The following is a 25,323-nucleotide window of genomic DNA, read 5'->3' as shown; positions in this document are numbered from 1 at the left end:
GACCGAACCTGTTCCACCAGAACCGCACCGTTTCATGGCTGATATCGATGCCGCGCTCATGCAATAGATCCTCGACATTCCGAAGCGAAAGCGGGAACCGGACGTAGAGCATCACCGCCAGGCGGATGATTTCGGGGCTGGTCTTGAAATAGCGAAAAGGGCTGCGTCTTGTCATCCGACCACGCTACGAAACCGCCCTGCCCGGCTCAAGCCGGTTTCCTCTGACAGTGCCGTCAGTCTCATCCGCTTCAGATCGCCACCGTCCAGCCTGGTAAGAGCACCGGGCGCATCGGCATCACCTTCTGTCCGGGAAAGGTCCAGCCGGGAGCAATGTCTGGCAGCTGGAGCCGAGATCTCGGGCTTGATCTGGATGCCATTGCCAAATGGGGTGCGGTGGCGGTGGTCACGTTGGTCGAGGATCACGAATTGATCACGCTCAAGGTGAACGCGATGGGCAAGGAGGTCCGCGCGCGGCACATGGACTGGTTTCACCTGCCGATCCCGGATGTCTCCGTGCCTGATGCGGCGTTCGAGCAGCAATGGGCGGACGTAGCCCCAGACCTGATGCACCGGCTCCGCGCGGGGTTTGATGTGCTGGTGCACTGCAAGGGCGGGTTGGGACGCGCAGGCACCATTGCCGCGCGGCTGATGATCGGGATGGGCGTGCCCGCCGACCAAGCCGTCAAGGCCGTGCGCGCAGTGCGCCCGGGTGCCATCGAGACCAGCGCCCAACTGACGCATGTCATGGCGCAGACAGTGATGCCGGAGCCAGAGCCTGAGACTTCGGCGGCGGCGATCCGCAACCGCGCCATCGGCGCGCTCGTCGGCCTCGCGGTCGGGGACGCGGTGGGCACCACGCTCGAGTTTAAAACACGCGACACCTATCCTGCGCTCACGGACATGATCGGGGGTGGTCCCTTCGGCTTGCAGCCCGGGGAATGGACCGACGATACGGCTATGGCCCTGGCGCTCGCCGACAGCCTGAAGCAGAATCCGGCACTCGACGAGAAAGACCTGATGCAGCGCTTCGTCGACTGGCATGCAAAGGGTAGCTATTCTTGCACCGGGCACTGCTTTGACATCGGCATCACCACGCGGCAAGCCTTGGCACGCTGGCAAAAGACCGGCGATCCGTTTGCCGGGTCCACCGATCCGATGAGCGCAGGCAACGGCAGCCTGATGCGGCTCGCCCCCGTGGCGATTCGTCACTTCAACGACCGCGGAATGCTGCGTGACGTTGCAGCACGGCAAAGCCGAACCACCCATGCCGCCCCGGAAGCGATAGACGCTTGCGTCGCCTATGCCGAGGTGCTGGCCGACGCAATCGCGGGCGCGCGCCGTTCCGAGGTGCTGCGCCATCACAATGCGGGTTATGCGGGCAAGATCGGCCCGATCCTGCAAGGCTCGTGGCGCGGCAAGCCGCGCGCCGACATCCGCGATTCCGGCTATGTGGCGCACGCGTTGGAAGCTTCTCTGTGGAGCGTGGCACGGACTGGCGACTTCCGGGGCGCGGTGCTGCTGGCCGCCAATCTCGGCGAGGATGCCGACACGACCGGCGCCATTGCCGGCCAGTTGGCAGGTGCACTCTATGGCGCAACCGAAATTCCCAAGAAGTGGCGCGAAAAGCTTGCCTGGTGCGACCGGCTGACGAAGGCGGCGGAGTCACTGTTGGCGCCTGCCGAACGTTGCTGATATCAACGAGCGCGCGCCGCCGTTCAAAATGACAGCGCGCTTTCGACTTCATCCAGTTTGGCTTGCGCGGTAGCGCGCAATTGCTTCAGATTCTTGCGTCGTTCTGGCGATTTTTCTCGGGCGATCATTTCTGTCACGGACGCCAAGCCTTCCCGCAGGATCTTCGCCTTGGCGCGCATCTGAGCGTAGATGCGCCTTTCTTCCTTGCAGTACAAACCGCGGACCGTGACATTGCCGGTCTCAAGATCAATGCTGATATCATCCGGGTGGGGAACCAGGTCCGGTTTATCGGTTAGCCCGAACCGTTCACGCCGCTCCAGTTCTCTTTCCCCACGAACCTTGGCTTCAATCATGGTCTTGGTGAACTCAGTGTCCAATGCCTCATCCGCTTGGCTGATCTGGGCCATTTGCCGCAGGGCCAATTCCTGCGCCCGCGGTCTGCCACTCGCCGCATCGAAAAACACTCTGCGAACGGCGGCCTCCATCATCGTCAGCCCAGCACCTTGCGGCCCCGGGAGTGCGCGCGATGCCTCGCGCAAGAAGATCTCGCGGAACAGCCCCGCCCGTAACTCAACAGGCTTGTTCTTTGAACCACGCGGACGACCTTTCGGATTGCCCGAGATGCCTTTTACGAATTGCGTGCGCACCGGCGGTTTGCCGTAGCCGACCCGGTAGCCAGAGCGCGGCTTGCCCTTGGACTCCTCACCCTCGCGGCCCGTCATGCGGCCACCTTCGGCCAGCCGCAGACCAGCAGTTCAGCCTTGTCCCGCGTGACAGCCTCATACCGCGCGAGGATCGTGTCGCAGTAACTTGGATCCAATTCGCACAGAAATCCGCGGCGGCCGGTCTTGGCCGCCGCAATCAGCGTGGAACCGGAGCCGCCAAATAGGTCGAGCACGATATCGCCCCGCGCCGAGACATCGCGGATCGCGTCCGCAATCATCTGCACCGGCTTCACCGTCGGGTGCAGCGTCAGTTCATCCATGCGCCCAACCTTGCGGGTATTGACGCCGCGGTACTGCCAGACATTGGTGCGGTAACGCCCGTGCTGGCCCAGCTCAAAGGTGTTCACATGCGGTGCCGTGCCGTTCTTGAAGGCAAAGATCAGCTCGTGCCGGGACCGGTAGAAGGTCCCCATACCGCCATTGTCCTTGACCCAGACAATGAGATTCTTGAGGCTGTGATAGACCGCGCCACCCGCTGCCAGCATCTCCGGCATGTGGCGCCAATCCATGCAGATAAAATGGATTGAACCGTCCTGGCTGTGGTCGCGCAAATTCCGCATGGCCTTGGTGAGGAAGTGGATAAACTCGGCCTGGGTCATTTCCCCGGACGCCATCGCAAACTCCCGGTGCTGGGTCTTGCCGGAATTGCCCACGTGACCGTCAATCGGCACATTATAGGGCGGATCACTGAACGCCATGCGCGCCCGCTCCCCATCCATCAGACGGGCAACCACATCAGGATCGAGCGCATCCCCGCAGATCAGGCGGTGATTGCCCAACTGCCAGATATCGCCGGAGATGCAGCGTTTCGGAATCTTTGTCGGGATCACGTCATCCGCCGGGTTCCCCGGCTCTTGCGGTTCCAGCCCCTCGATCATGTCGTCAAGCTCGGCCACGGAAAAGCCAATCACGCCAATGTCGAATTCCGGGATTTCCGATTCCAGCAGGTCTTTCAACTCGCTGGCCAGCAGGTCTTCATCCCACGCAGCATTCAGGGCCAGCTTGTTGTCTGCAAGAATATAGGCCCGCTTTTGAGCCTCCGTCAGGCTGTCGGTCCGAATGCAGGGCACAGTCTTCATTCCGAGCAGGATCGCGGCGCGAACACGGCCGTGCCCGGCCAGGATCATGTTCTTGCTGTCGATCAGGATCGGTATGGTAAAGCCGAACTCTTCGATACTGTCGGCAATCTGTTTGACCTGTACCTTGGAATGGGTTCGCGCATTGCGCTTGTAGGGATGCAGGTCATGCGGTGGCAAATACTCAATTCGATGGTCCAAGGTCGGACTCCAGTCGGGCCCTGACCCGCGCATCTGCGCGCCACCAAGGACGGTTGAAGAGCATTAATTTTGCAAACCGGACTTAAGTTGGAGTCGACCGAGGAATCGCTTCCGGTCGGAGAGAAACCGGTAGATCTGATGTGTGTCGGTTAAAGGAACTGGCAGAAGCTTTAGCCTCCCCTTCAAGACAGGAACAGAATAGCAACTACCGGGACCTTGAACAATCGAAATTGCGCGAAATTAGCCCTATTTTCGCTCGACTTACGGCGCCACTCACGCAAAGTATCACAGGCCTGATAGTTTTCAGGCTCGGGTTGGTACAAGGGCTGCCCGGAGGTGGCTCGTAAACACCGGAGCCACACCTTGAACCATATAGTTCGCGAATCAGCCTTGGCTGCCTCAGACGTTCAGACCCTCGCGCGCGACGCACTCGTTGCGCTCTGGATCAAGCTCTACGACAGTCAGCCACCGCCCAGATTGAGCCAGACCTTTCTGCGCCGCATCATCGCTTTCGAACTGCAGGCACAAGCCAACGGACCGCTGCCCGCTGTCGCCAAAACCCAACTTGCCAGGCTTGCGACCGGCAAGACAGCCGCATCCAAACCGGTCCTCAAGTCTGGCGGTCGCTATCTGCGCGAATGGAACGGCGTGACCCATGTCGTGGATGTCACCGATCACGGTCATCTTTACAAAGGGCAGACATACCAATCGCTCTCGGCAGTCGCCCGCGCCATCACCGGTGCGCACTGGTCCGGGCCACGGTTCTTTGGGAGCCCGCAAGATCAGTCCAGAACTCGCAAACGTCCCGAACGGAGTCGAAATTGAGCCCGCTGCCGCAGATCCGCTGCGCTGTCTACACCCGCAAATCCTCGGACGACGGATTGGATCAAGAGTTCAATTCCCTTGATGCGCAATTTGAAGCCTGTACCGCTTACATTGCTAGCCAGCGCCATGAAGGTTGGCGTCTGCTGCCCAGCCGCTACGATGACGGGGGCCTGTCGGGCGGCACCTTGGAGCGCCCGGCGCTGCAGCGACTGATGGCGGATATCGATGCCGGGCGCATTGGGATGATCGTGGTCTACAAGATCGACCGGCTGACACGTTCGCTGGCGGATTTTGCCAAACTGGTCGAACGGCTCGACGCGGCAGGCTGCTCCTTCGTCTCTGTCACCCAAGCCTTCAACACCTCCTCGTCGATGGGTCGGCTGACCCTGAACGTGCTGCTCTCCTTTGCGCAGTTCGAACGCGAAGTCACCGCCGAACGTATCCGCGATAAAATCACCGCCTCCAAGAAGAAGGGGCTCTGGATGGGCGGCACGGTTCCTCTGGGCTACGATCCACATCCTGATCCTCTGCGCCGCGAATTGGTGGTCAATTCCAATGAAGCCACCACCGTCCAGACGGTGTTTCAACTCTACACCGAGTTGAACTCCTTGCGGGCTGTCGAGGATCGCGCAAAACTGCTGGGACTGACCTCCAAAGCACGCATCTCGCCGCAAGGCAAAGTCACCGGAGGCCAATCGCTGTCCCGCGGCCAGATCCACTATCTGCTCTGCAACCCGGTGTACCGCGGCCTGATCCGCCACAAAAACACCACCTACCCGGGTCTACACCCTGCCATCATCGAAGAACCTCTCTGGGACGTGGTGCAGGCAAGCCTGCAGCAGGCCAGCCAGCGCCCACGCACGCACCGAGCGTCCACGTCCGACTTGGGCATAGGCGCACCCGGCCCTGCCATATCGTCCGGCGCCGTGCTGACAGGGATCCTGCGCGACGAGACCGGGGATCGCCTGACCCCGACACATACCCTGCGGCATGGTCGCAGGTTCCACTACTATGTCTCGAACCGGTTGATCTCTGGCGGCACCGACCCAACCGGCTGGCGCTTGTCAGCCTCAGCCGTAGAGCAGACGCTTGCCACCGTTCTGATCCGGCATTTTGAAAATGCAGTAAAATCCCACAACATCCTGACCTCACCCGAGGCTTCCACAGCTGGGCAGATAGCACAACGACTTACCGCGCTGGTAGATGATCTGCGCAATAAAGGTGCGCAGAAACTGCCGGACCTTTTGGCGGCGGTCACCATCGGACCTCGCCACCTTCAGATAACACTTTGCGCAAAGACGCTTTCCGAATGGCTGAGTGTAATTCCCGGTGCCTGCGCCGCCGGATTTCTGGCGTTTCGGACGCCCTTCACCATCCGTCGCCGGGGAGTTGAGGTGCGGATTGCCACCGGAGATCTGACGCCCGCACCCGACCCGGCACTCCTGCGCATCCTCGCGCAAGCACACGTCTGGACCGAGCGCTTGAAAACCGGGATGCCGCTTGCAGACGTTGCGCGCGCCGCAGGACACTCAGGCGCTTACATCCGCACCCGCGCGCCGCTCGCATTTCTCTCGCCGAATATTCAGAAACATATTTTGGCCGGAACCCAACCACCCGATCTGACCTTGGCACGCTTGGTGTCCAGCAAAATCCCCCTCTGCTGGATCGAGCAGGAGCGCCTCTACGGCCTCACAAGTTATTGATATACCCACCCTGTTCGCGACGACTCATTCCTTGATCCGCACCTTCGTTTCCCTGATCGATGCTTTGAAATTCCCTGTTCCGAAGAACAGGGAATACACTTCTAACGCCTTGAAACTATCTGTTGTTTCGCGGTGGAATGCGCGATTATTGTTCAAATAACGATGCTATTCCCTGTAAATTCCGTGTTGTTGCACAGGGCGCGCCACAGAAGCCTGCTCGCAAGGCAAAGCGAACCAAGCCGCCGAGGCGGCTGAGACTGGCGCAGGAAATTCACCAAAAGGTCCGAGAAACGCATGTCTCTGCTTCGAGGTAAGCGCTGTAAGCCACTGTAATCTGGCGGTATTAGTCAGTGCAAAACGAAGCAATCGGGCGAGACAGGGGTGGCTGGCGGAGGAGGTGGGATTCGAACCCACGGTACGCTTTCACGCACGACGGTTTTCAAGACCGTTGCAATCGACCACTCTGCCACTCCTCCGTCGGGTGATGGCATAGGCAAGGTGGCGCGATTTGAAAAGCCCCAGCTTTCAGGGAAGCGGGGATTTTCCGCGATCCAGCGAGGAGCGGTGCGTTTATGCCCATTGGTACCGCTGAGTTTCGCGCCTGCGGGGAGGGACGAGCGCGTGCTGGAGATGTCATCCGAACGCAGGGCGCACCAAACTGAAGCTCGGCCGCTCGAAAACGGGTCCGGGCTCTTCTGTGCCATGCCCGTTACAAGCGCCGCCTTGGGTGCCTTGCGCCCTGCCCGGGCAACGAAATTGCCCGGTGTTCGCAAGCCGATCAGACACGCTCTCCTTGCGGTCGAGGGACCGACATTGCGCTTGCCAATCCGGACAGTCACAAATCCAATGATGCTTGCGGTGCCACTTTCATTCAATGGCCACACGCGTTAGTATAGCATGGCGCGTCGCGGTGCGGCGCGCGCAGAGCAGCAACGCCGGAGACCGGCAATTTAGCGCGGCAACGCCCGCGCAACCATGAGGGCGACCGTATGAAATCATCGCGGGCGAAATTGGCCATGCTTGCGGGTGTCGTCAGCCTGATTGCCGCATGTGAAGACGGTTTCAAGTTTCCGATGTCTTCGGGAGCGGAGTCGGAGACAGGTGCGACCGGGGAATCCGATGGATCTGCCTCCAGAACGACACGTCTGGTCGAACGCGATATTGAGGCTCCCGAGGTGTTTCAGGTGACCGAGGCCGGCCTGTGGGACGGACGCCCGTCGCTGGGTGGGGTCTGGGTGGCCCATTCCGATGTCAAAGACCCGGAACGGGTGATCATCCGCAATGAAGCCAATCAGAAATTTGTGATCGGGGCGCTGTTCCGCCGCGAACGGGACAATCCCGGACCGCGGATTCAGGTTTCGTCGGACGCTGCCGAAGCTCTGGGCCTTCTGGCCGGGCAACCAGGCAAGCTGAACGTCACCGCCCTGCGCCGTGAAGAGGTGTCCGAAACGCCGGAGCCTGCCGCAGCTCAGGCGCTCGCGACGCTGGAAAAGCCCGAAGAGATTGAGGCGCTGTCGCTTGACTCGCCCTCCGGTGTCGCCACCGCCACCGAGGGCGCCACAATCGCTGCTGCCGCCGGCGCGGCAATCGACAGACCCGCGCCGAAACCCGCCGCTACCGCAGTGCCGCGACCGTCGCGCCCTGCATCGACGATCAAGGATCCCTATATTCAGATCGGCATTTTCAGCGTCAAAACCAACGCCGAGAACACCGCCACCGCCTTGCGCGGGGCGGGCATGATTCCGGCGGTGGACGAACAGACCACCAAGGGCAAGACGTTCTATCGCGTGGTGGTCGGACCGGCCACGACCAACGCCGAGAAAACGGCGCTTCTCAAAAAGGTGAAGGGCCTCGGGTTCACCGACGCCTATTTCATCGCTAACTGACCGGCGCGACGTGTTATCGCTGTCCGGGCACCTCTGCCGTAACCCGCACGTCCCGAAGGAGCATCGATCATGATCCGTCGCCTCGCCCTTGCGCTGATCCTCGCGCCCGTTGTCGCACTTTGCGCACTGCCTGCACGGGCCGCATTTGAAACCCGCGCAAGCGCTGCGTGGATTTTCGACATGACCACCGACACCGTACTGCTGAGCAAGGACGCCGAGGTGCCGTTGCCCCCGGCGTCGATGTCAAAGCTGATGACCCTGAACATGCTGTTCGAGTCGCTGCGCGACGGGCGGGTGACGCTGGACACAAGGTTCGGAGTATCGTCGCGCGCCACAGCGATGGGCGGGTCGTCGATGTATCTCAAGGTGACTGACCGCCCGACGGTCCAGGAGTTGATTCAAGGCATTATCGTGCAGTCGGGCAATGATGCCTGCGTCGTGGTTGCCGAAGGGCTCGCCGGGAGCGAGGATGCCTTTGCGCGGATGATGAACACCCGCGCAAAAGATTTGGGCATGAACGCGTCGACCTTTGTCAATTCCAGCGGCTGGCCCGCGCCCAACCACCGGATGAGCATGCAGGATCTTGGCATACTCTCGGCGCGGATAATTGACGAATTCCCCGAATATTACGGCTATTTCTCGCAGAAATTGTTTGAGTACGACGGTCGCGTCCCGGCCAATCACAACAACCGCAACCCGCTGCTCACCCTCGGGATCGGTGCTGACGGGCTGAAGACCGGCCACACCTCCGAGGCGGGTTATGGGCTGGTCGGTTCTGCCACGCAGGGGACACGGCGGATCGTTTTTGTGATCACCGGACTGCAAAGCGACACCGCCCGCGCCGAAGAGGCCGAAAGGATCGTCAACTGGGCCTTCCGCCAGTTCGTGCAGAAAACCGTTGTGACCAAGGGACAGGAAATCACCCGCGCCGACGTCTGGCTGGGGCTGGACGACAAGATCGGGCTGGTGGCCGCCAAGGATATCGATGTGCTGATCCCAGCCCTGCAACAGGAAAAACTGACCGGCAATGCGATCTATACCGGCCCGTTCGAAGCGCCGATTGTGGCGGGTCAGCGGTTGGGCGAACTGGTGATCGCGCTGGATGGCCTGCCCGATGCCCGCGTCGATCTGCTGGCCGACCGCAATGTCGGGGTCAGCGGTTTTCTGCCCCGGCTGAAACTGGCCGCCCAGCGGCTGTTCAGCGATTTCATGAGCGAGGCGGCAGAGCTTCGGTGAGTGCTGCCGGGTTATTTCTGACGTTCGAGGGGATCGACGGGTCCGGCAAGTCGACGCAAGCGCGGCGGCTGGCCGATACCCTGCGCGCCGAAGGGCGCGACGTGGTGCTGACCCGCGAACCCGGCGGCAGCCCGGGGGCCGAGGAAATTCGCGCATTGGTCCTGCAGGGCGAGCCTGACCGCTGGTCGGCGGAAACCGAAATCCTGCTGTTCACCGCCGCCCGTCGCGATCATCTGGAGCGCACGATCCAACCGGCACTGGCGGCTGGCAAGTTGGTGATCTCGGACCGGTTCGCCGACAGCACCCGGATGTATCAGGGGCTCGCACGCAACCGGGCGCCCGGCGATCTGCGCAGGCTGGTTGATACGCTGCATGACCTGATGATCGGGATCGAACCCGACCTTACCGTGCTGATCGACATAGACCCGGTCACGGGACTGTCCCGCGCCCTGTCCCGGCGCACTGTCGAAGAACGGTTCGAAGGGTTCGGCTGCGACTTTCTGGCACAGATGCGCGCCGGGTTCCTTGAACTGGCTGCCGCCGCGCCCGACCGTTTTGTCACCGTGCCGGGCGACGACACGCCCGATCGGGTGGCCGAGGCCGTCAGGGCCGCACTGACGCAGCGCCTGCCCCATGGCTGAAGCCACCGCTCCGCCCGAACCCGATGCCGTTGATGGCGCACCGCATCCGCGCAACACCCTGTCCCTGATCGGGCAGGATGCGGCGCAGGCCGAGATGCTGGATGCCTTCACTCGTGGCCAGATGCACCACGCCTGGTTGCTGACCGGCCCGCGCGGTGTGGGTAAGGCAACGCTGGCCTGGACGATCGCCCGGTTCCTGATCGCGCAACCCCCACCGGGCGGGATGTTCGCTGGCGATCCGCCCACCACCCTTGCCCTGCCGCCCGATCATCCGGTGACGCACCGCACCCGCGCCCTGTCCGACCCGGATCTGTTGTTGCTGCGCCGTGCCTATGACGAAAAGGCCGACAAGCTGAAGACCGTGATCACGGTGGATGAGGTCCGGCGGCTGAATGCCTTCTTTGCCCTGTCATCGGCCGAGGGCGGACGGCGCGTGGTCATCGTTGACAGCGCCGATGACATGAACCCGCAGGCGGCGAACGCACTTTTGAAGCGGCTGGAAGAACCCCCCGCCAATGCGACCCTGCTGTTGATCAGTCATGCACCGTCGCGGCTGCTGCCGACGATCCGCTCGCGCTGCCGCACTCTGCGCCTGTCGCCCCTGTTGCCCGCCGATATGGCGAGGGCGCTGACGGCGGCGGGTGAAACCCCCGATGATCCCGTGGCACTGGCCGAATTGGCGGCCGGATCGGTGGGTGAAGCGGTGCGCCTTTTGCGTCTGGGCGGGCTGGCGATCTATGGCAACCTGCTGCGCCTGCTGGACACGGCGCCGAACATGGACCGCCCCGCGCTGCTTACCCTTGCGGGCACGATGACAGGTGCCGCCAAGGCCGACAGGTTTGACATGACCCTGCGGCTGATTGACCGGCTTTTGGCGCGGTTGGCGCGCAGCGGTGCGGGGCTTCCTCCGCTGGCGGATATCGTCCGGGGTGAATCCGCGATCCTGTCACGACATTCCCCCGACCCCTGGGCGGCGCGAATTTGGGCCGATGTGCAACAGACACTTTCGGCCCGCGCGGCACATGGACGGGCGGTGAACCTTGACCCCTCCGCGCTCATCCTTGATATGGGACTGACCATCAACCAGACGGCGGCACGCATCGCCGCAGGGTAATCCGCCGATGACACATCCCATGATAACAGATAGCCATTGCCACTTGGACTTTCCCGATTTCGATGGGGAACTGCCCGATGTGATCGCCCGGGCACAGGCCGCCGGGGTGCATCGCATGGTGACGATCTGCACCAAGCTGCGCAATGAACCGCAGGTGCGCGCGATTGCCGAACAGCACGCACCGGTATTTTTTGCCGCCGCCACCCATCCGATGAGCGTGGCAAGCGAACCGATGGCAACGCTGGAACAGCTGACAACCATCGCCGCCCATCCGAAATGCGTCGGGATCGGCGAAACCGGGCTGGATTATCACTATACCGCCGACACCAAGGACGTTCAGCAAGAGTCGCTGCGCATTCATATCGAGGCCGCACGCCAGACCGGCCTGCCGATGATCGTGCATGCCCGCGCTGCGGACGACGACATGGCGCGCATTCTGACCGAAGAACACCGCGCCGGGCCGTTCACCTGTGTGATGCATTGCTTTTCCAGCGGTCCGGATCTGGCCTGCGCTGCGCTGGATCTTGGGTTTTTCCTGTCGATGTCGGGCATCGCGACATTCCCGAAATCCACCGCCCTGCGCGAGATTTTTGCGACCGCCCCGCTCGACCGGATTCTGGTGGAAACCGACGCGCCCTATCTTGCCCCCCCGCCCCATCGCGGCAGACGCAACGAACCCGCCTATACTGCCCATACGGCGCAAAAGGGAGCCGAAATCTTCGGGATCAGCTATCCGGAATTCGCCGCCGCGAGCGAGGCGAATTTTGACCGCCTGTTCTCCAAAGCCGCCAAATGGCGCAGGCCATGAGTTACCGGTTCACCATACTCGGTTGCGGCTCGTCCGGAGGCGTCCCGCGCCTTGGCGGGCACTGGGGTGATTGCGATCCGACGAACCCGAAGAACGCGCGCCGCCGCTGTTCCTTGCTGGTCGAGCGTGACGGGCCAGAGGGCACCACCCGGGTGCTGATCGACAGTTCGCCAGACCTGCGCGCGCAACTGCTCGACGCGGGCGTCGGAGAACTGGACGCCGTGGTCTACACCCATGCCCACGCCGACCACACCCATGGGCTGGATGATCTCAGGATGATCGTCTTCAACATGCGCCGGCGTCTGCCTGTCTGGGCTGACGAGCCGACGCAGGCTGATCTGCTGACCCGCTTTGCCTATGCATTCCAACAGCCGCCGGGGTCGAATTATCCGCCGATCTGCGAGATGAACACAATCGACGGACCGGTTACGGTGACAGGCAAAGGCGGCGCGGTGACGCTCACCCCGTTCACGGTGAACCACGGCAACATCGACGCGCTTGGCTTTCGTGTTGCGACGCTGGCCTATCTGCCCGATGTGGCCGAAATTCCCGATGCGGCCTGGCCGCTTTTGGCCGATCTGGACATCTGGATCGTCGATGCCCTGCGCCGTATGCCGCATCCGACCCACGCCCATCTGGCGCGTACCCTTGAATGGATCGAACGCGTCCGCCCGGCCCGCGCCGTTTTAACCAACATGCATGTCGATCTGGATCATGCCACGGTGGATGCCGAAACCCCGCCCCATATCACCCCCGCCTATGACGGTATGGTCCTGACACTGGGCTAATCCCCACGCCGGCATCTGGCACCCGGGTCAGAGATCCCGGTGCGTGCGCTTTGGATCCATCGGCTTGCGGATCGTCATACCGAGTAGTTCTTCGATAAAGGCCGCATGGGCCAGCAATCCGGCCTCGTTGCGAGGGCGGGCGATGACCTGAAGACCGACGGGCATTCCATATCGGGTCAGACCGCAGGGCATCGAAAGTGCTGGCGCCGTCGTCAGCGTGATCGCAAAAGCAATCGCCAGCCAATCGATATAGGTGTCGAACTTCTGCCCATCGCATTCAGTCGGATAGCGTTCACCAACCGGAAACGCCGAAACGATGGTCGCCGGGGTCAGCAGCAGATCGAACGTATCGAAAAAAGCAACCGTGCGGGCGATCATCCGGGCGCGTTTCGCTTGCGCGTCGATGATTTCAGCGGCGGATAATTTTTGGCCCTTGCGGATGTTCCACACCATCTCCGGCTTCAGCAATTCGGGAAAATCGCGCAGTTTCTGGCTGTGCGACGCAGCATACTGAAAAGCACGCAGGGTCTGAAAGACCTCGTGGGTATCGCTCAGGTCCGGATGCGTCTCGACCACATCGACACCGCTGGCGGCCAACCGGTCAGCGGCGGCGCGACAGATCGCAGCCACCTCGGGGTCAACGGGCGTGATGCCCAGATCGGCGCTGAACGCCACCCTCAGGGGTTTGCGGGGCTGCTGCGCGGCGTCCAGAAACCGGGTCGAAAGGCGTGGCAGCGACAGTGGGTCCAACGGATTCTCGCCGCAAAGCGCATCAAGAAACAGAGCAGTATCGGCGATGTTGCGCGCCATCGGACCATCGGTCCCAAGCAGGCTGTCCACAAGAACACCGGGCGTGCGGGCGACGCGCCCCGGACTGGGCCGCAATCCGACGATACCGCAAAACGACGCCGGATTGCGCAGCGAACCACCCATATCATTGCCATGAGCCACCCAAGCCATGCCGGTCGCCAGCGCCACCGCGGCGCCCCCGGATGACCCCGAGGCCGAACGTGATATGTCCCAGGGGTTCAGCGTGGCGCCGAAGACTTCGTTGAAAGTGTTACCGCCGGCGCCGAACTCAGGGACGTTGCTTTTGCCAAAGACGATGCCGCCCTCGGATTCGATGGTGTCCACGACGATATCCGAACTGTCGGGAATATTGTCGGCATAGATTGGCGAACCATGGGTGGTCAGAACGCTTGCCACATCGGTCAGATCCTTGATCGGCAGCGGCAACCCGCCAAGGATACCGCGTTCGCCCAAAGGCCGCTGCATAAGGGCACGGGCACGGTCGCGCGCACGATCAAGGCAAAGCGTCGGCAGCGCGTTCACCACCGGGTCCACCGCCGCGATCCGTTCTTCGACCGCATCGAGCAGTTCAAGCGGTGTGATTTCACCCTGCTTCAGATGCCCGACAACCGTGCAGGCGGTCATGCCGATCAGTTCGGAACCTGTTGCCATGCCATCCGCTCCCTGTTGTTGATCCTGCGCCCTTGCAACCGGGCTTGTCCTTGGTCCAGATGCACGACCTTGCCCGTTCGTACGCCTTCGTCAACCGCACGGCGCATGGGATCGGACAGCTTGTGATCGTTCTGGATCGCGTCACCCGGATGGGCTTGTCTACGGTCACACGGCGCGCCGTGGGTCAAGTGTTCAGGAATGTAGATGGCTTCGTCGCGGCGTGGACCCATTTGCAAACCCCGATGGCCATGACCTCCATGCCGGATCGACGGCAGGCGACAACGGCTGAACCTGTGCGACGGGTGACTGCGTTGTGACGACGATCCGCCCTTAGAAAGCCCGGCGCGCCTTCAGTGCGGCATGGATCGTCCCATCATCGAGATAGTCCAGCTCGCCGCCGATCGGTACACCTTGGGCAAGAGAAGTCACGGCAACGCCGGAACCTTCGATCTGTTCGGCGATATAATGCGCGGTGGTCTGGCCATCGACCGTGGCGTTCAGCGCCAGGATCACTTCGGTCACCGATTCATCGGCCAACCGGTCGATCAGCCGGGGAATCCGCAGCTCATCCGGTCCGACCGCATCCAGCGCCGAAAGCGTGCCGCCCAACACGTGATAGCGCCCCTTGAAGGCGCGGCCCCGTTCCATCGCCCAAAGATCGGCGACATCCTCGACCACGCAGATCTCACCCGTTGCGCGTTTCTCACTGGTACAGATATCGCAAAGATCGGCCACGCCGATGTTGCCGCAGCGCAGACATTCGCGCGCCGTTTCGCCCACGCGGGTCAGCGCTTCGGCAAGCGGGCGCAACAACTGGCCACGCTTCTTGATCAGGTGCAGAACCGCGCGCCGGGCCGAGCGGGGGCCAAGACCGGGCAGGCGCGCCATCAGATCGATCAGCGCGTCGATATCGGCGGGCGCGTCACTCATCCCGTCACGCCCGTGGGCAGCGTTGAATGAGTATTTGTACAAAGAAGAAGCCGAAGCATCACCTTAGAACGGCAGCTTCATGCCCGGGGGCAGGCCCAATCCCTCGGTCAGCTTCGACATTTCCTGCTGGCTCTTGTCGGCGGCTTTCGACTGGGCGTCCTTGATGGCGGCAAGGATCAGATCCTCGACCACTTCCTTTTCATCGGGGTTGAAGATCGACGGATCGATGTCCAGCCCGGTGAGCACGCCCTTGGCGGTGGCGGTGGCACGGACCAGTCCGGCGCCGGATTCGCCGGTTACCGTGATGGTTTCCAGCGTCTCTTGCAGTTCGGCCATCTTGCCCTGCATGTCCTGCGCGGCCTTCATCATCTTGCCCATGTCGCCGAGCCCGCCCAATCCCTTGAACATCTGCCGTCTCCGTCTGTTTTCTGGTTGGTTCACAGATACGCGCGCCATCCCCGACCCACAAGTGCCGCGGTACGGTCAGTCGTCCTCGAAGGGATCCCATTCATCCTCGACCTCGGGAAGCGCATCGGCCTCGGCTTCGGCGGCGATGGCCTTGGCGCTGCGGATGTCGGTGATCCGCGCCTTGGGAAAGGACAGCAGGACAGCCTGCATCAGCGGATGCTCCGTCACCTGTTGTTTCAGCGCGTCCTGTTCAGCATCGCGCAGGGCGGCGATGGTCGGGGCGCCGCCTTCGTTCACCAAGGTTACTGCCCAACGCGTGCCCGTCCAGAGTTGCAACCGCTGGGCCAGCCGAGCGGCCAGATCCCGTGGCGCGCGGTCGGTGGGAACGAATTCGATCCGTCCGGGGCTGTATTCGGCCAGTTGCAGGCAGGTTTCCACATCGATCAGCAGTTTGGCGTCGCGATTGGCGCGGATCAGTTCGACCACCTGGGAAAATCCGGCAAAGCGGGCCAGCGCCGTGTCGAGTTGCGGTGCAAGTGCCACCGCACCACCACCGCCGCCGCCAACGCCGGCCGTTACGCGCCCAGCAGCCGAGGAGGGTCCGGACGAGGGGAGACCCGAGGATGGGCCCGACGAGGCGCCCCCACCGCCGCCCGGCATCGGTGGGCGCGGCGCGTCACCGAGTTTCCTGAGCAATTCATCGGGGCTGGGCAGGTCGGCCACATGGGTCAGCCGGATCACTGCCATTTCCGCTGCCATCATTGCATTGGGGGCGTGGGCCACCTCCTCCAGCGCTTTCAACAGCATCTGCCACATCCGCGTCAGAATTCGCATTGCCAGCCGGTCAGCCATGGCCAACCCGCGCGCCCGTTCATCAGGGCCGATCGTGGGATCGTCCGCCGCCTCGGGGGTGATCTTGATCACGCTGACCCAATGGGTGATCTCGGCCAGATCGCGCAGCACCGCCATCGGATCGGCGCCATCAGAATACTGCGCGCCCAACTCGGTCAGCGCCGCCGCCGCATCGCCCTGCATCACCTGGTCGAACAGATCCATCACCCGGCCACGATCGGCCAGACCAAGCATCGCGCGCACCTGATCGGCGCCGGTTTCGCCCGCGCCATGGCTGATCGCCTGATCCAACAGCGAGGTCGCATCCCGTGCCGACCCTTCGGCCGCCCGGGTAATCAGCGACAGCGCGTCGTCGGCGATCGCCGCACCTTCGGCATCGGCGATCCGGCGCAGCAGGGCGATCATCACCTCGGGTTCGATCCGCCGCAGATCGAACCGTTGGCAGCGCGACAGCACCGTCACCGGCACCTTGCGGATTTCCGTCGTCGCAAAGATGAATTTCACATGGGCGGGCGGTTCTTCAAGCGTTTTCAGCAACGCGTTGAACGCGCTGGTGGACAGCATGTGAACCTCGTCGATGATATAAATCTTATAGCGCGCCGAGGCCGCGCGGTAATTCACCGAATCGATAATCTCGCGGATGTCACCGACCCCGGTGCGCGATGCCGCGTCCATCTCGAGAACGTCGACATGCCGCCCCTCCATGATCGCCCGACAGGGATCGCAGACACCGCAGGGGTCGGTCGTCGGTCCGCCGTTCCCGTCGGGTCCGATACAGTTCATCCCCTTGGCAATGATCCGCGCCGTCGTCGTTTTCCCGGTGCCGCGAATGCCGGTCATGATGAACGCCTGCGCGATCCGGTCGGCCTTGAACGCGTTTCTCAGCGTGCGCACCATCGCATCCTGCCCCACCAGATCCACAAAGGTCTCGGGGCGGTATTTGCGGGCCAGCACCTGATAGGCGGGTGAATCATTCTTATCGGACATGGGGGCCTCCGGGGCGATCGACCCGGGCAATCTAGGCCCAGCGCCCGGGGGCGTAAACCGCAAGTGTCACGGAATCACCCACAACAGCGCAGCGACCCCAGCCGCGCCCAGTGTCATCAGGGTGCTCAACAGGGTCACCATTGCCGTCGGCAGGGGTTTTGCCGCATGGTCGTTCAGTCGCGCGACGGTCTCAAGGCACTTTTTCCGCGCGGTCCAGAAGATCAAGATGGCGACGCCGCAGAACAGGCTGGACACGATCCGCCCCGGATGGAACCACAGATCGGATTCTCCGATCAGCGCACTCAGCCCCATGGCGATGGCGACACAGGCCATGCCCGTGCGTATCCACCCCGCAAAGGTGCGCTCATTGGCCAGGATCGTACGATCCTCGGCCCAGTCGGTGCGGTCTTCGGCCCATTTGGTTTTCGTGTCCATCATGGTCTGACTTTAGCGCGAGACCCGGGGCTTGTCGCCGCGCCCGTCGCGTTCTAGACTGAAATTTGTCGCACGGGGCGGCATCCGGGTCCGCGGACAGCATTTGCACCCCGATCAGATCGGAAAGACCCACACCGGTTTTTCTTGCGCCCGGTTCAGCGGACCGTCGGGCGATATCAGGAGAAACCCCGATGACCGATCTCGACTCCTTGCGCCGCAAGGCGAAACTGTTGCGCCGTGCCTATGGTGCCGCCGATTCTGCTGCGGCCGCCCGGGTGCACATCCATGTGGCCAATGGCCCGACACCCCTGAAACACGCCGATTTCCTGCATGTGGTTGCGCGCGAAGCGCATTTCGATAGCTGGCCGCGTCTCAAGCTAGCGGTGGAAACCCAAGGCATGGACCGGGCGGCAAAACAGCAGCGGCTGAAGATCGCGCTGGCGCAGGGCCAGACCTTCGTGGTCGACATGCTGTTGAACGACACGCCTGATCTGGCGAACGGTCTGCTGGGGCTGGAAATTGCTCTCTACGATCTGCCGGCGGTGCGCGCCGCGCTTGCCGCTGACGCTGGGGCGGCGACCAAGGCGGTTGGGCCGCGCCGCCCGATCCATCATCTGGCGTTTTCCCGGTACATCCACCTGCGCCCCGATCTGAGCGGGGACATGATCGCGATTGCCGCACTTCTTGTCGCAACCGGTGCCGATGTGAGTGATGCGCTTCAGCCGACGGGTGACAGCGGCGCTTTGTCGCCCCTCTATGGTGCCATTTCGGGCAACAATATCGCACTGGCCGAATGGCTGCTGACCCATGGCGCCGATCCAAACGACGGCGAATCGCTCTATCATGCAACCGAGTTGCGCCACCATGAGGGGCTGTGTCTGCTGTTGACCCATGGAGCGCGGCCCGCGGGCACCAACGCCTTGCCCCGTGCGCTGGACTTCAACGATCACGAGGCGGTGCAGATGCTGCTGAAGGCCGGGGCCGATCCGAATGAGGCCAGATGCGGCGCAATCCCCGCCCTGCCCCATGCGGCGCGACGGATGTGCGACGGCGCGATGGTGCGTTTGCTGCTGGATGCCGGCGCCCATCCATCGTCGCGGTGGCAGGGGCTGACCGCCTTTGCGCTTGCGCGGGTCTATGGAAACGTCGAGGCGGCGCGCTTGATCGCCGAGGCCGGAGGCGACACGGAACTGAGCCATATCGAAACCCTGCTCGCCGACGCGGCGCAGGGGCTGGAGACCGAGGGAGCATATCTGGACCCCGCCACCCTGCCCGAAGAATATCGCAACCTTTTGCGCGGATTGCAGGATGGAACCAACAGGCTGAACCATATCCGGGCGTTGGTGGCGCTGGGGCTGGAATACGACCGGCCCGACGCAATGGGCGTGACGCCGGTTCAGTATGCGGGCTGGTCCGGGCAGCCGGATATGGTCGCGCTGTTTCTGGAGCTGCGCCCTGATCTTGGCCATGTGAATCGCCATGGCGGCAGCTTACTGACCACCATCATCCACGGATCGGAGAACGCGCCGTCGCGGGACAGCAGCGATCACATCGCCTGCGCCCGGCTGGCGCTGGAACATGGGGTCGCCCTGCCCCGGAATGCCGCTGATCTGGCAGGCGATCCCGACATGCGCTTGTTTCTGAAGGATTGGGCAACGGCCCACCCCGGGCAGGTCGTTGGCGCCTGATATTCAGGGATACGGCGGATCATCGGTATCTTTCGCGACACTTCAACGCGAAAGATATCGTGGTTGCGACCGCCGGATCAGATCCCTTCTTTGCGCTGCCGGTTCTCTTTGGCCTGACGATAGATGCGGCTTTTCGCCCGGCCCCGTTGTCGCGCCTGATGCAGCGTGGCGGTGTTTTCGGCCTCTTCACCGGTCAGTTTCTGCCAACGGGCCAGCCGGACGGGATCAATTTCACCCGCCGCAATGGCCGCCTGAACCGCGCATCCGGGTTCGCCGACATGGGCGCAATCATTGAATCGGCAGCGCCCAGCCAGTTCCACCAGATCAGAGAAGACCGTGTCGATCCCGTCTGCCGCATCGGTCAGCCGCACCGCCCGCATCCCCGGCGTGTCGACCAGCCAGGCACCGCCCCGGGCGGCGAACAAACCGCGCGCCGTGGTGGTGTGACGACCCCGCGCGTCATCCTCGCGGATGTCAGCGGTGGCTTCTAACCCCCCGGTCAACGCATTCAGCAGGGTCGTTTTACCCACCCCCGAAGATCCCAGCAAAGCACCGGTCCGGCCCCGGCCCAGCCATCCAGCCAGCACATCGGCGGTTTCGGGTGACTTGGCGTTCACCGCCTCGACCGGGATGTGGCGGGCAACGGCGCGGGCCTCGGCAACATAGGTATCGACGTCGTCGCAGGTGTCGGCCTTGGTCAATACGATCACCGGTGACACCCCGGCCTCGGCGGCAAGCACCAGATACCGCTCCAGCCGCGCGGGGTTGAAATCGGCGTTGCAGGAGGTGACGATGAACAATGTGTCGATATTGGCGGCGATCAACTGGGTTTCCCGCCCCGTGCCCGCGGCGCGCCGCTGCAACAATGACAGCCGGTCAAGCCGCCGGGTGATACGGTTGGTTTCAGGATCGTACAGAACCCAGTCGCCGACCGCATATTCGCCCGCGCTTTCGTCTGAAGGCAGATACAGCAGAGGCGCGCCGCTGGCCGTCAACCCCTGAACCCGGTCGCGCAGAACACCGGTCACACGGGCAGGAACAAGGGTTTCGGCCTCGGAAAGTTCAAGCTGCGAAGAAAAATGCGCCGCCCACCCCAGATCGTCGAGAGAAAATGGCTGGGTCACTGGATCATGCCCAACACTGCACGGCGATACCACCAAAGCGGATGCGAGCCTCGGTCAGACGGCATGATTCGCGCCGGGGGAATCAGACGCGGGCCCGTGGGAGGATCTGAATCACATTCATCGAAAAACCCTCCCTTACCGAAGGAGATTGGGGTGAGAGGCTGGACAACGACCCAAGCGGGGCTCGTTACGGCTGCTTCCTTCCGGACCTGACCGGGTTGGCGAGGTGCCTGCCCGCGCCAACCTCTCACCGGTTATATATCGTCCCCGTCGGCGGGTTTCAAGCGGCCCCTCATCGGTCCTGCGTCCCTTTTCGGGCCTTGGGTCGCCGAAGAGGGACGCAGGACCGATGAGGCTTCAGCCGCGCAGCGCGCCGCCTGTGGCTTTGGCCACCTTTTCGACGATTCGGGCCGAAACCGCCTCGATCTCTTTTTCGGTCAGTGTTGCATCCTTCGGTTGCAGCCGCACCGTGATCGCCAGCGACTTGCGTCCCTCGCCCAGCGAGCCGCCGACGAACTGATCGAAGATTCTCACGTCAGAAATCAAAGCCTTGTCCGCCCCTGCCGCCGCGTTGACCAGTGTCAGCGCCTCGACCCCGGCATCCACGACAAAGGCAAAGTCACGCTCGACCGATTGCAGATCGCTGCCCCGCAACGGCGGGCGCGCCGCCCCGGTCTGGCGCGGCAGGGGCACCTGTTCGGGCCAAATCGTAAAGGCCATGACCGAACCCTTGATCCCCATTGCCCGCAGCACCTTGGGGTGCAGTTCGCCAAACACGCCCAGCACCTTTTTCGGTCCGAGACAGATCATCCCGTGGCGGCCCGGATGCCACCACGGCTCTGCGCCGCGCAGGATCTGCACCTTGGCCGGCGCACCGATCGCGGCCAGCACCGCTTCGGCGTCGGCCTTCACGTCGTAAAGATCGACGCCGCGCGAATCGCCGTGCACATCCTTTGGCCCGGTCCTCCCGATCAGCAGGCCAGTGGCCAGCAGGTGCTGTTCGCCCGGTTCACCGCCTTGAAAGGCCGGGCCGACCTCGAACAAGGCCATGTCAGCGATGCCGCGCGCCTGATTGCGTCGCACCGCCTGCAACAGCCCGGGCAAAAGCGCCGGGCGCATATGCGAAAGGTCGGCCGAAATCGGATTTTCCACCCGGGTCGCTTCGTCACCGCCCCCAAACAGCGCCGCCGAGGCACCATCAACAAAGCTGTAGGTGACGCATTCGTTGTAGCCCAAAGCCCCAAGTGTACGCCGCGCCATCTGCTCGCGCTTTTGCACCGGTGTCAGAATCGGCTTTGGCACACCTGCCTGCACCCGCGCGAGCGGCTGCCCCTTCAGGCGGGTCAGGGAAGCAATGCGCGCCACCTCTTCGACCAGATCGGCGCCGCCCTGCACATCGGGCCGCCATGCGGGCACCTGCGCCATGTCGCCGTCCATCACAAAGCCCAGCGCGCCCAGAGTCGCGCGCTGAGTTTCCGCCGGAATTTCCATGCCCACAAGGCTTTGCACCCGGTCGGTGTCGAGCCGGTAGGCCCGCGCATGATCGGGCACTGCGCCGGCGACCACCACTTCGGAAGCTTCGCCGCCGCACAGATCCATAATCATCGCGGTGGCCAGTTCCAGCCCCGGCAAGGTGAATTCCGGATCGACGCCCCGTTCGAACCGGTATCGCGCATCCGAGTTGATTTTCAGCGCACGCCCGGTGTGTGCGATGGTCACACTGTCCCAGAAGGCGGATTCGAGAAACACATTCACCGTTTCATCGGTAACCCCCGACGCAGCCCCGCCCATGATCCCGGCGATGCTTTGTGCGCCGCTATCGTCGGAAATCGCCATCATGTCAGGCTTGAATGTGTATTCCTTGTCGTCCAGCGCCATCAGGGTTTCGCCACCCGCGACGCGGTGCACCCGTAATCCGCCCGATACCTTGTCGGCGTCGAACACATGCAGCGGGCGATTGCGGTCGAAGGTGAAGAAGTTGGTGATATCCACCAGCGCCGAAATTGGCCGCAGCCCGATCGCCTTGAGCCGCTGTTGCAGCCATTGCGGCGACGGCCCGTTCTTGACACCACGGATCAACCGACCAGTGAACAGCGGGCAGCCATCTAATGTGTCGTCATCAATCGTCACAGAAACCGGGCAAGGGAATCCGCCCGCCACAGGTTCAATCGTGTCGGGTTTCAGGGTGCCCAAGCCCCGCGCCGCCAAATCGCGGGCGATGCCCCGCACGCCCAAAGCGTCGGGGCGGTTCGGGGTGATCGCAATCTCGATCACCGGATCAACGCGCGCCGGGTCATGTTCGGCCAGCCAATCGGTGAACCGCTGCCCCACGGTCCCGGTGGCCAGTTCGATGATGCCGTCGTGTTCTTCCGACAGCTCCATCTCACGCTCGGAACACATCATCCCGTGCGATTCGATGCCACGGATCTTGCCCACCTGAATCGTCGTGTCGATGCCGGGAACATAGGTGCCGGGCCGCGCCACCACGACGGTGATGCCCGCGCGGGCATTGGCGGCACCACAGATGATCTGGCTGATTCCGTCGCCGGTATCCACCTGACAGACATTCAACCGGTCGGCATCGGGATGCTTTTCGGCACTCTTCACATATCCAAGCGTGAAGGCCCCCAAACGTTCGGCGGGGTTTTCCACGCCTTCGACCTCAAGTCCGAGATCGGTCAGCGTGTCGGTGATTTCATCCACCGTTGCCTCGGTTTCAAGGTGCTGTTTCAGCCAGGAGAGAGTGAATTTCATGGGCGCCATCCGGTCAATCGGGTTCGGCGCATCCCATAACAGGCGGTTGCCACAGGTGAAAGGGGTCAGGCCTGGACGCGGATTGGCACTAAGAGTGCTGGCAGGTGTCGTTGCTACTGGTCAATGTCGTTGCTAATAGTCCCGCAGATCTGTGAAATTCATTCCAAGGGACAGCATTCGTGAAAATCGATCAAACACCCCTGCCGGGCGTCATTGTCATCACGCCGGGGCGGTTCGGCGATCATCGTGGGTTCTTTTCGGAAAGTTACAGCCGCGCAGCACTTGCGAAGGCGGGTATCGATATCGAGTTCGTTCAGGACAATCATTCCCTGTCGATGACGCCGGGCACGGTGCGCGGGTTGCACTTTCAGGCGCCGCCCCACGCTCAGGACAAACTGGTGCGCTGCGGTCGCGGTGCGCTGTTTGATGTGGCCGTGGACATCCGCAAGGGCTCGCCCACGTACGGGCAATGGTTCGGGACCGAGCTGAGTTTTGAGAACGGTCGCCAATTGCTTGTGCCTGCCGGATTTGCTCATGGTTTTGTCACCCGCGCTCCGGAAACTGAAATCGTTTATAAATGCTCGGACTATTACGCGCCCGAAACCGAAGGTGCGCTGTTGTGGAACGATCCGGCCATCGGCATCGAATGGGCGATGGACGGGGTTGCGCCGGTGCTGTCAGGCAAGGATGCCGAAGCTGGCGGACTCGATAGGCTCGAAAGTCCCTTTGTTTTTGAGGGATCGGGCACAACTAAGGGAGCCGTAGAATGAAGCTGCTTGTCACCGGCGGTGCCGGGTTCATCGGGTCTGCGGTGGTGCGTCGCGCCATTGCGCAGGGGCATTCCGTGGTCAACCTCGATGCGCTGACCTATGCCGCCTGTCTCGACAATGTGGCCAGCGTGGCCGACAGCCCGCTCTATGCGTTCGAACAGGCCGATATCCGTGACCGCGCTGCGCTGGACCGGATTTTTGCCACACATGAACCTGACGCAGTGATGCATCTGGCGGCAGAATCCCATGTCGACCGGTCGATCGACGGCCCCGGCACCTTCATCGACACCAACATCATGGGCACCTTTCACCTGCTTGAGGCCGCGCGGGCATACTGGAACGCGAAAGAACGGCCCGAGACGTTCCGCTTTCACCACATCTCGACGGATGAGGTGTTCGGATCGCTGGGCGAAACCGGCCAGTTCACCGAAGAAACCCCCTATGATCCGCGCAGCCCGTATTCTGCGTCCAAGGCCGGGTCCGACCATCTGGTGCGCGCATGGCACGAAACCTATGGTCTGCCGGTGGTGCTGACCAATTGTTCCAACAACTATGGCCCGTTCCACTTTCCCGAAAAGCTGGTTCCCGTGGTCATTCTGAACGCGTTGGCGGGCAAGGAAATCCCAATTTACGGCGCGGGCGACAATGTGCGCGATTGGCTCTATGTCGAAGATCACGCCGACGCTCTTTTGCTGGTGGTGGCAAACGGCGAGATCGGCCGGTCCTATAACATCGGCGGCGAGAACGAAGCGCGCAATATCGATCTGGTGAAGACGATCTGCACCATTCTCGACGAAAAGCGCCCGGCCAAGGCACCCTATGCAGATCAGATCACCTTTGTCACCGACCGTCCGGGGCACGATGCCCGCTATGCGATCGATCCAAAGCGCATGCGCGACGAAATGAACTGGCGTCCTTCGGTCACTCTGGCCGAAGGTCTGGAACTGACCGTGCAGTGGTATCTGGACAACGAAAGCTGGTGGCGCGCGCTGCAAACCCGGCAAGGCGTGGGCGAGCGGCTGGGCAAGGCCGGGTAACGAATGCACCCGATACGATCCTGTGCCCGCCATTCAGATCTGGCGGGCACAGGGTTGATTTGCCCGCGGGATTGCGCCGCAAGAACTGCAGAACGGCAGGTTCCACCGGAAACCCGGGATTTCCCGCTTGGTCCGAAAAAGTAGCCTTTGCTCAGGTTTGCACATATGGCAGGGATAGGCAG

General features: G+C 62.6%; 22 protein-coding genes, 1 tRNA gene, 1 other RNA gene and 1 pseudogene. 12 read left to right on the top strand and 13 right to left on the bottom strand.

Going from position 1 to position 25,323, the window contains the following annotated elements:
• A pseudogene (locus tag FQ320_RS26395) lies at positions 1-175 on the bottom strand (IS6 family transposase); the annotation flags it as partial.
• Between the two features lie 155 nt (positions 176-330).
• Here FQ320_RS26395 and FQ320_RS26390 point away from each other — a divergent pair.
• The gene (locus FQ320_RS26390) at positions 331-1,692 is read left to right on the top strand and encodes an ADP-ribosylglycohydrolase family protein (protein ID WP_255509454.1); all 1,362 of its coding nucleotides are present in this window, start codon (positions 331-333) and stop codon (positions 1,690-1,692) included.
• Between the two features lie 23 nt (positions 1,693-1,715).
• Here FQ320_RS26390 and FQ320_RS10335 read toward each other — a convergent pair whose 3' ends face one another.
• Both FQ320_RS10335 and FQ320_RS10330 read right to left on the bottom strand, forming a co-directional pair.
• The gene (locus FQ320_RS10335) at positions 1,716-2,414 is read right to left on the bottom strand and encodes a DUF5681 domain-containing protein (protein WP_148471867.1); all 699 of its coding nucleotides are present in this window, start codon (positions 2,412-2,414) and stop codon (positions 1,716-1,718) included.
• Positions 2,411-3,694 carry a DNA methyltransferase gene (locus FQ320_RS10330; protein ID WP_255509453.1) on the bottom strand — a complete coding sequence of 428 codons (1,284 nt, stop codon included), beginning with the start codon at positions 3,692-3,694 and terminating at the stop codon, positions 2,411-2,413. The genes FQ320_RS10335 and FQ320_RS10330 overlap by 4 nt, the downstream gene beginning before the upstream one ends.
• Positions 3,695-4,057: 363 nt before the next feature.
• Between FQ320_RS10330 and FQ320_RS10325 the strand changes: the two genes are divergently transcribed.
• Positions 4,058-4,519, top strand: coding sequence for a DUF2924 domain-containing protein (locus FQ320_RS10325; protein ID WP_255509452.1), 462 nt, complete (start codon positions 4,058-4,060; stop codon positions 4,517-4,519).
• Positions 4,516-6,222 carry a recombinase family protein gene (locus FQ320_RS10320; RefSeq protein WP_148471863.1) on the top strand — a complete coding sequence of 569 codons (1,707 nt, stop codon included), beginning with the start codon at positions 4,516-4,518 and terminating at the stop codon, positions 6,220-6,222. The genes FQ320_RS10325 and FQ320_RS10320 overlap by 4 nt, the downstream gene beginning before the upstream one ends.
• Positions 6,223-6,608: 386 nt before the next feature.
• Here FQ320_RS10320 and FQ320_RS10315 read toward each other — a convergent pair.
• A tRNA-Ser gene (locus tag FQ320_RS10315) sits at positions 6,609-6,698 on the bottom strand.
• Between the two features lie 513 nt (positions 6,699-7,211).
• On the opposite strand from FQ320_RS10315, the gene FQ320_RS10310 reads away from it, so the two are divergent.
• The 6 genes from FQ320_RS10310 (at position 7,212) to FQ320_RS10285 (ending at position 12,695) form a co-directional block, all read left to right on the top strand.
• Positions 7,212-8,108, top strand: coding sequence for an SPOR domain-containing protein (locus FQ320_RS10310; protein WP_255509451.1), 897 nt, complete (start codon positions 7,212-7,214; stop codon positions 8,106-8,108).
• Between the two features lie 69 nt (positions 8,109-8,177).
• A complete protein-coding gene (locus tag FQ320_RS10305; protein ID WP_148471861.1) occupies positions 8,178-9,344 on the top strand; it encodes a D-alanyl-D-alanine carboxypeptidase family protein in 1,167 nt (388 codons plus the stop codon).
• Positions 9,341-9,985, top strand: a complete 645-nt coding sequence (gene tmk, locus FQ320_RS10300; protein ID WP_148471859.1) for a dTMP kinase — start codon at positions 9,341-9,343, stop codon at positions 9,983-9,985. The genes FQ320_RS10305 and tmk overlap by 4 nt, the downstream gene beginning before the upstream one ends.
• Positions 9,978-11,099 carry a DNA polymerase III subunit delta' gene (locus FQ320_RS10295; protein WP_148471857.1) on the top strand — a complete coding sequence of 374 codons (1,122 nt, stop codon included), beginning with the start codon at positions 9,978-9,980 and terminating at the stop codon, positions 11,097-11,099. The genes tmk and FQ320_RS10295 overlap by 8 nt, the downstream gene beginning before the upstream one ends.
• A gap of 7 nt (positions 11,100-11,106) precedes the next feature.
• Positions 11,107-11,907 carry a TatD family hydrolase gene (locus tag FQ320_RS10290; RefSeq protein ID WP_148471855.1) on the top strand — a complete coding sequence of 267 codons (801 nt, stop codon included), beginning with the start codon at positions 11,107-11,109 and terminating at the stop codon, positions 11,905-11,907.
• Positions 11,904-12,695: an MBL fold metallo-hydrolase gene (locus tag FQ320_RS10285; protein ID WP_148471853.1), complete on the top strand. Its 792-nt coding sequence runs from the start codon at positions 11,904-11,906 to the stop codon at positions 12,693-12,695. The genes FQ320_RS10290 and FQ320_RS10285 overlap by 4 nt, the downstream gene beginning before the upstream one ends.
• Positions 12,696-12,722: 27 nt before the next feature.
• Here FQ320_RS10285 and FQ320_RS10280 read toward each other — a convergent pair whose 3' ends face one another.
• The 6 genes from FQ320_RS10280 to FQ320_RS10255 form a co-directional block, all read right to left on the bottom strand.
• On the bottom strand, positions 12,723-14,156 hold the full coding sequence (locus FQ320_RS10280) for an amidase (protein WP_148471851.1): 1,434 nt from the start codon (positions 14,154-14,156) through the stop codon (positions 12,723-12,725).
• A complete protein-coding gene (locus FQ320_RS10275; RefSeq protein ID WP_148471849.1) occupies positions 14,135-14,386 on the bottom strand; it encodes a hypothetical protein in 252 nt (83 codons plus the stop codon). The genes FQ320_RS10280 and FQ320_RS10275 overlap by 22 nt, the downstream gene beginning before the upstream one ends.
• 100 nt (positions 14,387-14,486) lie before the next feature.
• On the bottom strand, positions 14,487-15,086 hold the full coding sequence (recR, locus tag FQ320_RS10270; protein ID WP_148471847.1) for a recombination mediator RecR: 600 nt from the start codon (positions 15,084-15,086) through the stop codon (positions 14,487-14,489).
• Positions 15,087-15,149: 63 nt separating this feature from the next.
• A complete protein-coding gene (locus FQ320_RS10265; protein ID WP_148471845.1) occupies positions 15,150-15,494 on the bottom strand; it encodes a YbaB/EbfC family nucleoid-associated protein in 345 nt (114 codons plus the stop codon).
• A gap of 75 nt (positions 15,495-15,569) precedes the next feature.
• Entirely contained in the window at positions 15,570-17,333 is a 1,764-nt protein-coding gene (locus FQ320_RS10260; RefSeq protein ID WP_148471843.1) for a DNA polymerase III subunit gamma/tau, read from the bottom strand.
• A gap of 66 nt (positions 17,334-17,399) precedes the next feature.
• A complete protein-coding gene (locus FQ320_RS10255; RefSeq protein WP_255509450.1) occupies positions 17,400-17,771 on the bottom strand; it encodes a YidH family protein in 372 nt (123 codons plus the stop codon).
• A gap of 188 nt (positions 17,772-17,959) precedes the next feature.
• Between FQ320_RS10255 and FQ320_RS10250 the strand changes: the two genes are divergently transcribed.
• A complete protein-coding gene (locus FQ320_RS10250) occupies positions 17,960-19,456 on the top strand; it encodes an ankyrin repeat domain-containing protein (RefSeq protein ID WP_148471839.1) in 1,497 nt (498 codons plus the stop codon).
• 77 nt (positions 19,457-19,533) lie between these two features.
• Here FQ320_RS10250 and rsgA read toward each other — a convergent pair whose 3' ends face one another.
• The 3 genes from rsgA to pheT form a co-directional block, all read right to left on the bottom strand.
• Positions 19,534-20,580 (bottom strand): ribosome small subunit-dependent GTPase A, encoded by a 1,047-nt coding sequence (gene rsgA / locus FQ320_RS10245; RefSeq protein ID WP_148471837.1) that lies wholly within the window; start codon positions 20,578-20,580, stop codon positions 19,534-19,536.
• A 151-nt stretch (positions 20,581-20,731) separates the two neighbouring features.
• Positions 20,732-20,830, bottom strand: an RNA gene (gene ffs, locus FQ320_RS10240) — signal recognition particle sRNA small type.
• Between the two features lie 107 nt (positions 20,831-20,937).
• Complete coding sequence (gene pheT / locus FQ320_RS10235; protein ID WP_148471835.1) at positions 20,938-23,334, bottom strand: phenylalanine--tRNA ligase subunit beta; 2,397 nt, start codon at positions 23,332-23,334, stop codon at positions 20,938-20,940.
• Between the two features lie 179 nt (positions 23,335-23,513).
• On the opposite strand from pheT, the gene rfbC reads away from it, so the two are divergent.
• Together rfbC and rfbB are read left to right on the top strand one after the other, a co-directional pair.
• Positions 23,514-24,104: a dTDP-4-dehydrorhamnose 3,5-epimerase gene (gene rfbC / locus FQ320_RS10230; RefSeq protein WP_148471833.1), complete on the top strand. Its 591-nt coding sequence runs from the start codon at positions 23,514-23,516 to the stop codon at positions 24,102-24,104.
• Positions 24,101-25,141, top strand: a complete 1,041-nt coding sequence (rfbB, locus tag FQ320_RS10225) for a dTDP-glucose 4,6-dehydratase (RefSeq protein ID WP_148471831.1) — start codon at positions 24,101-24,103, stop codon at positions 25,139-25,141. Before rfbC ends, rfbB begins: the two co-directional genes overlap by 4 nt.
• Positions 25,142-25,323 lie beyond the last annotated feature (182 nt).

Source organism: Oceaniovalibus sp. ACAM 378 (genome assembly GCF_008085915.1).
Classification (GTDB): domain Bacteria; phylum Pseudomonadota; class Alphaproteobacteria; order Rhodobacterales; family Rhodobacteraceae; genus Oceaniglobus.
This window is presented reverse-complemented; position numbering and strand designations above follow the sequence as displayed.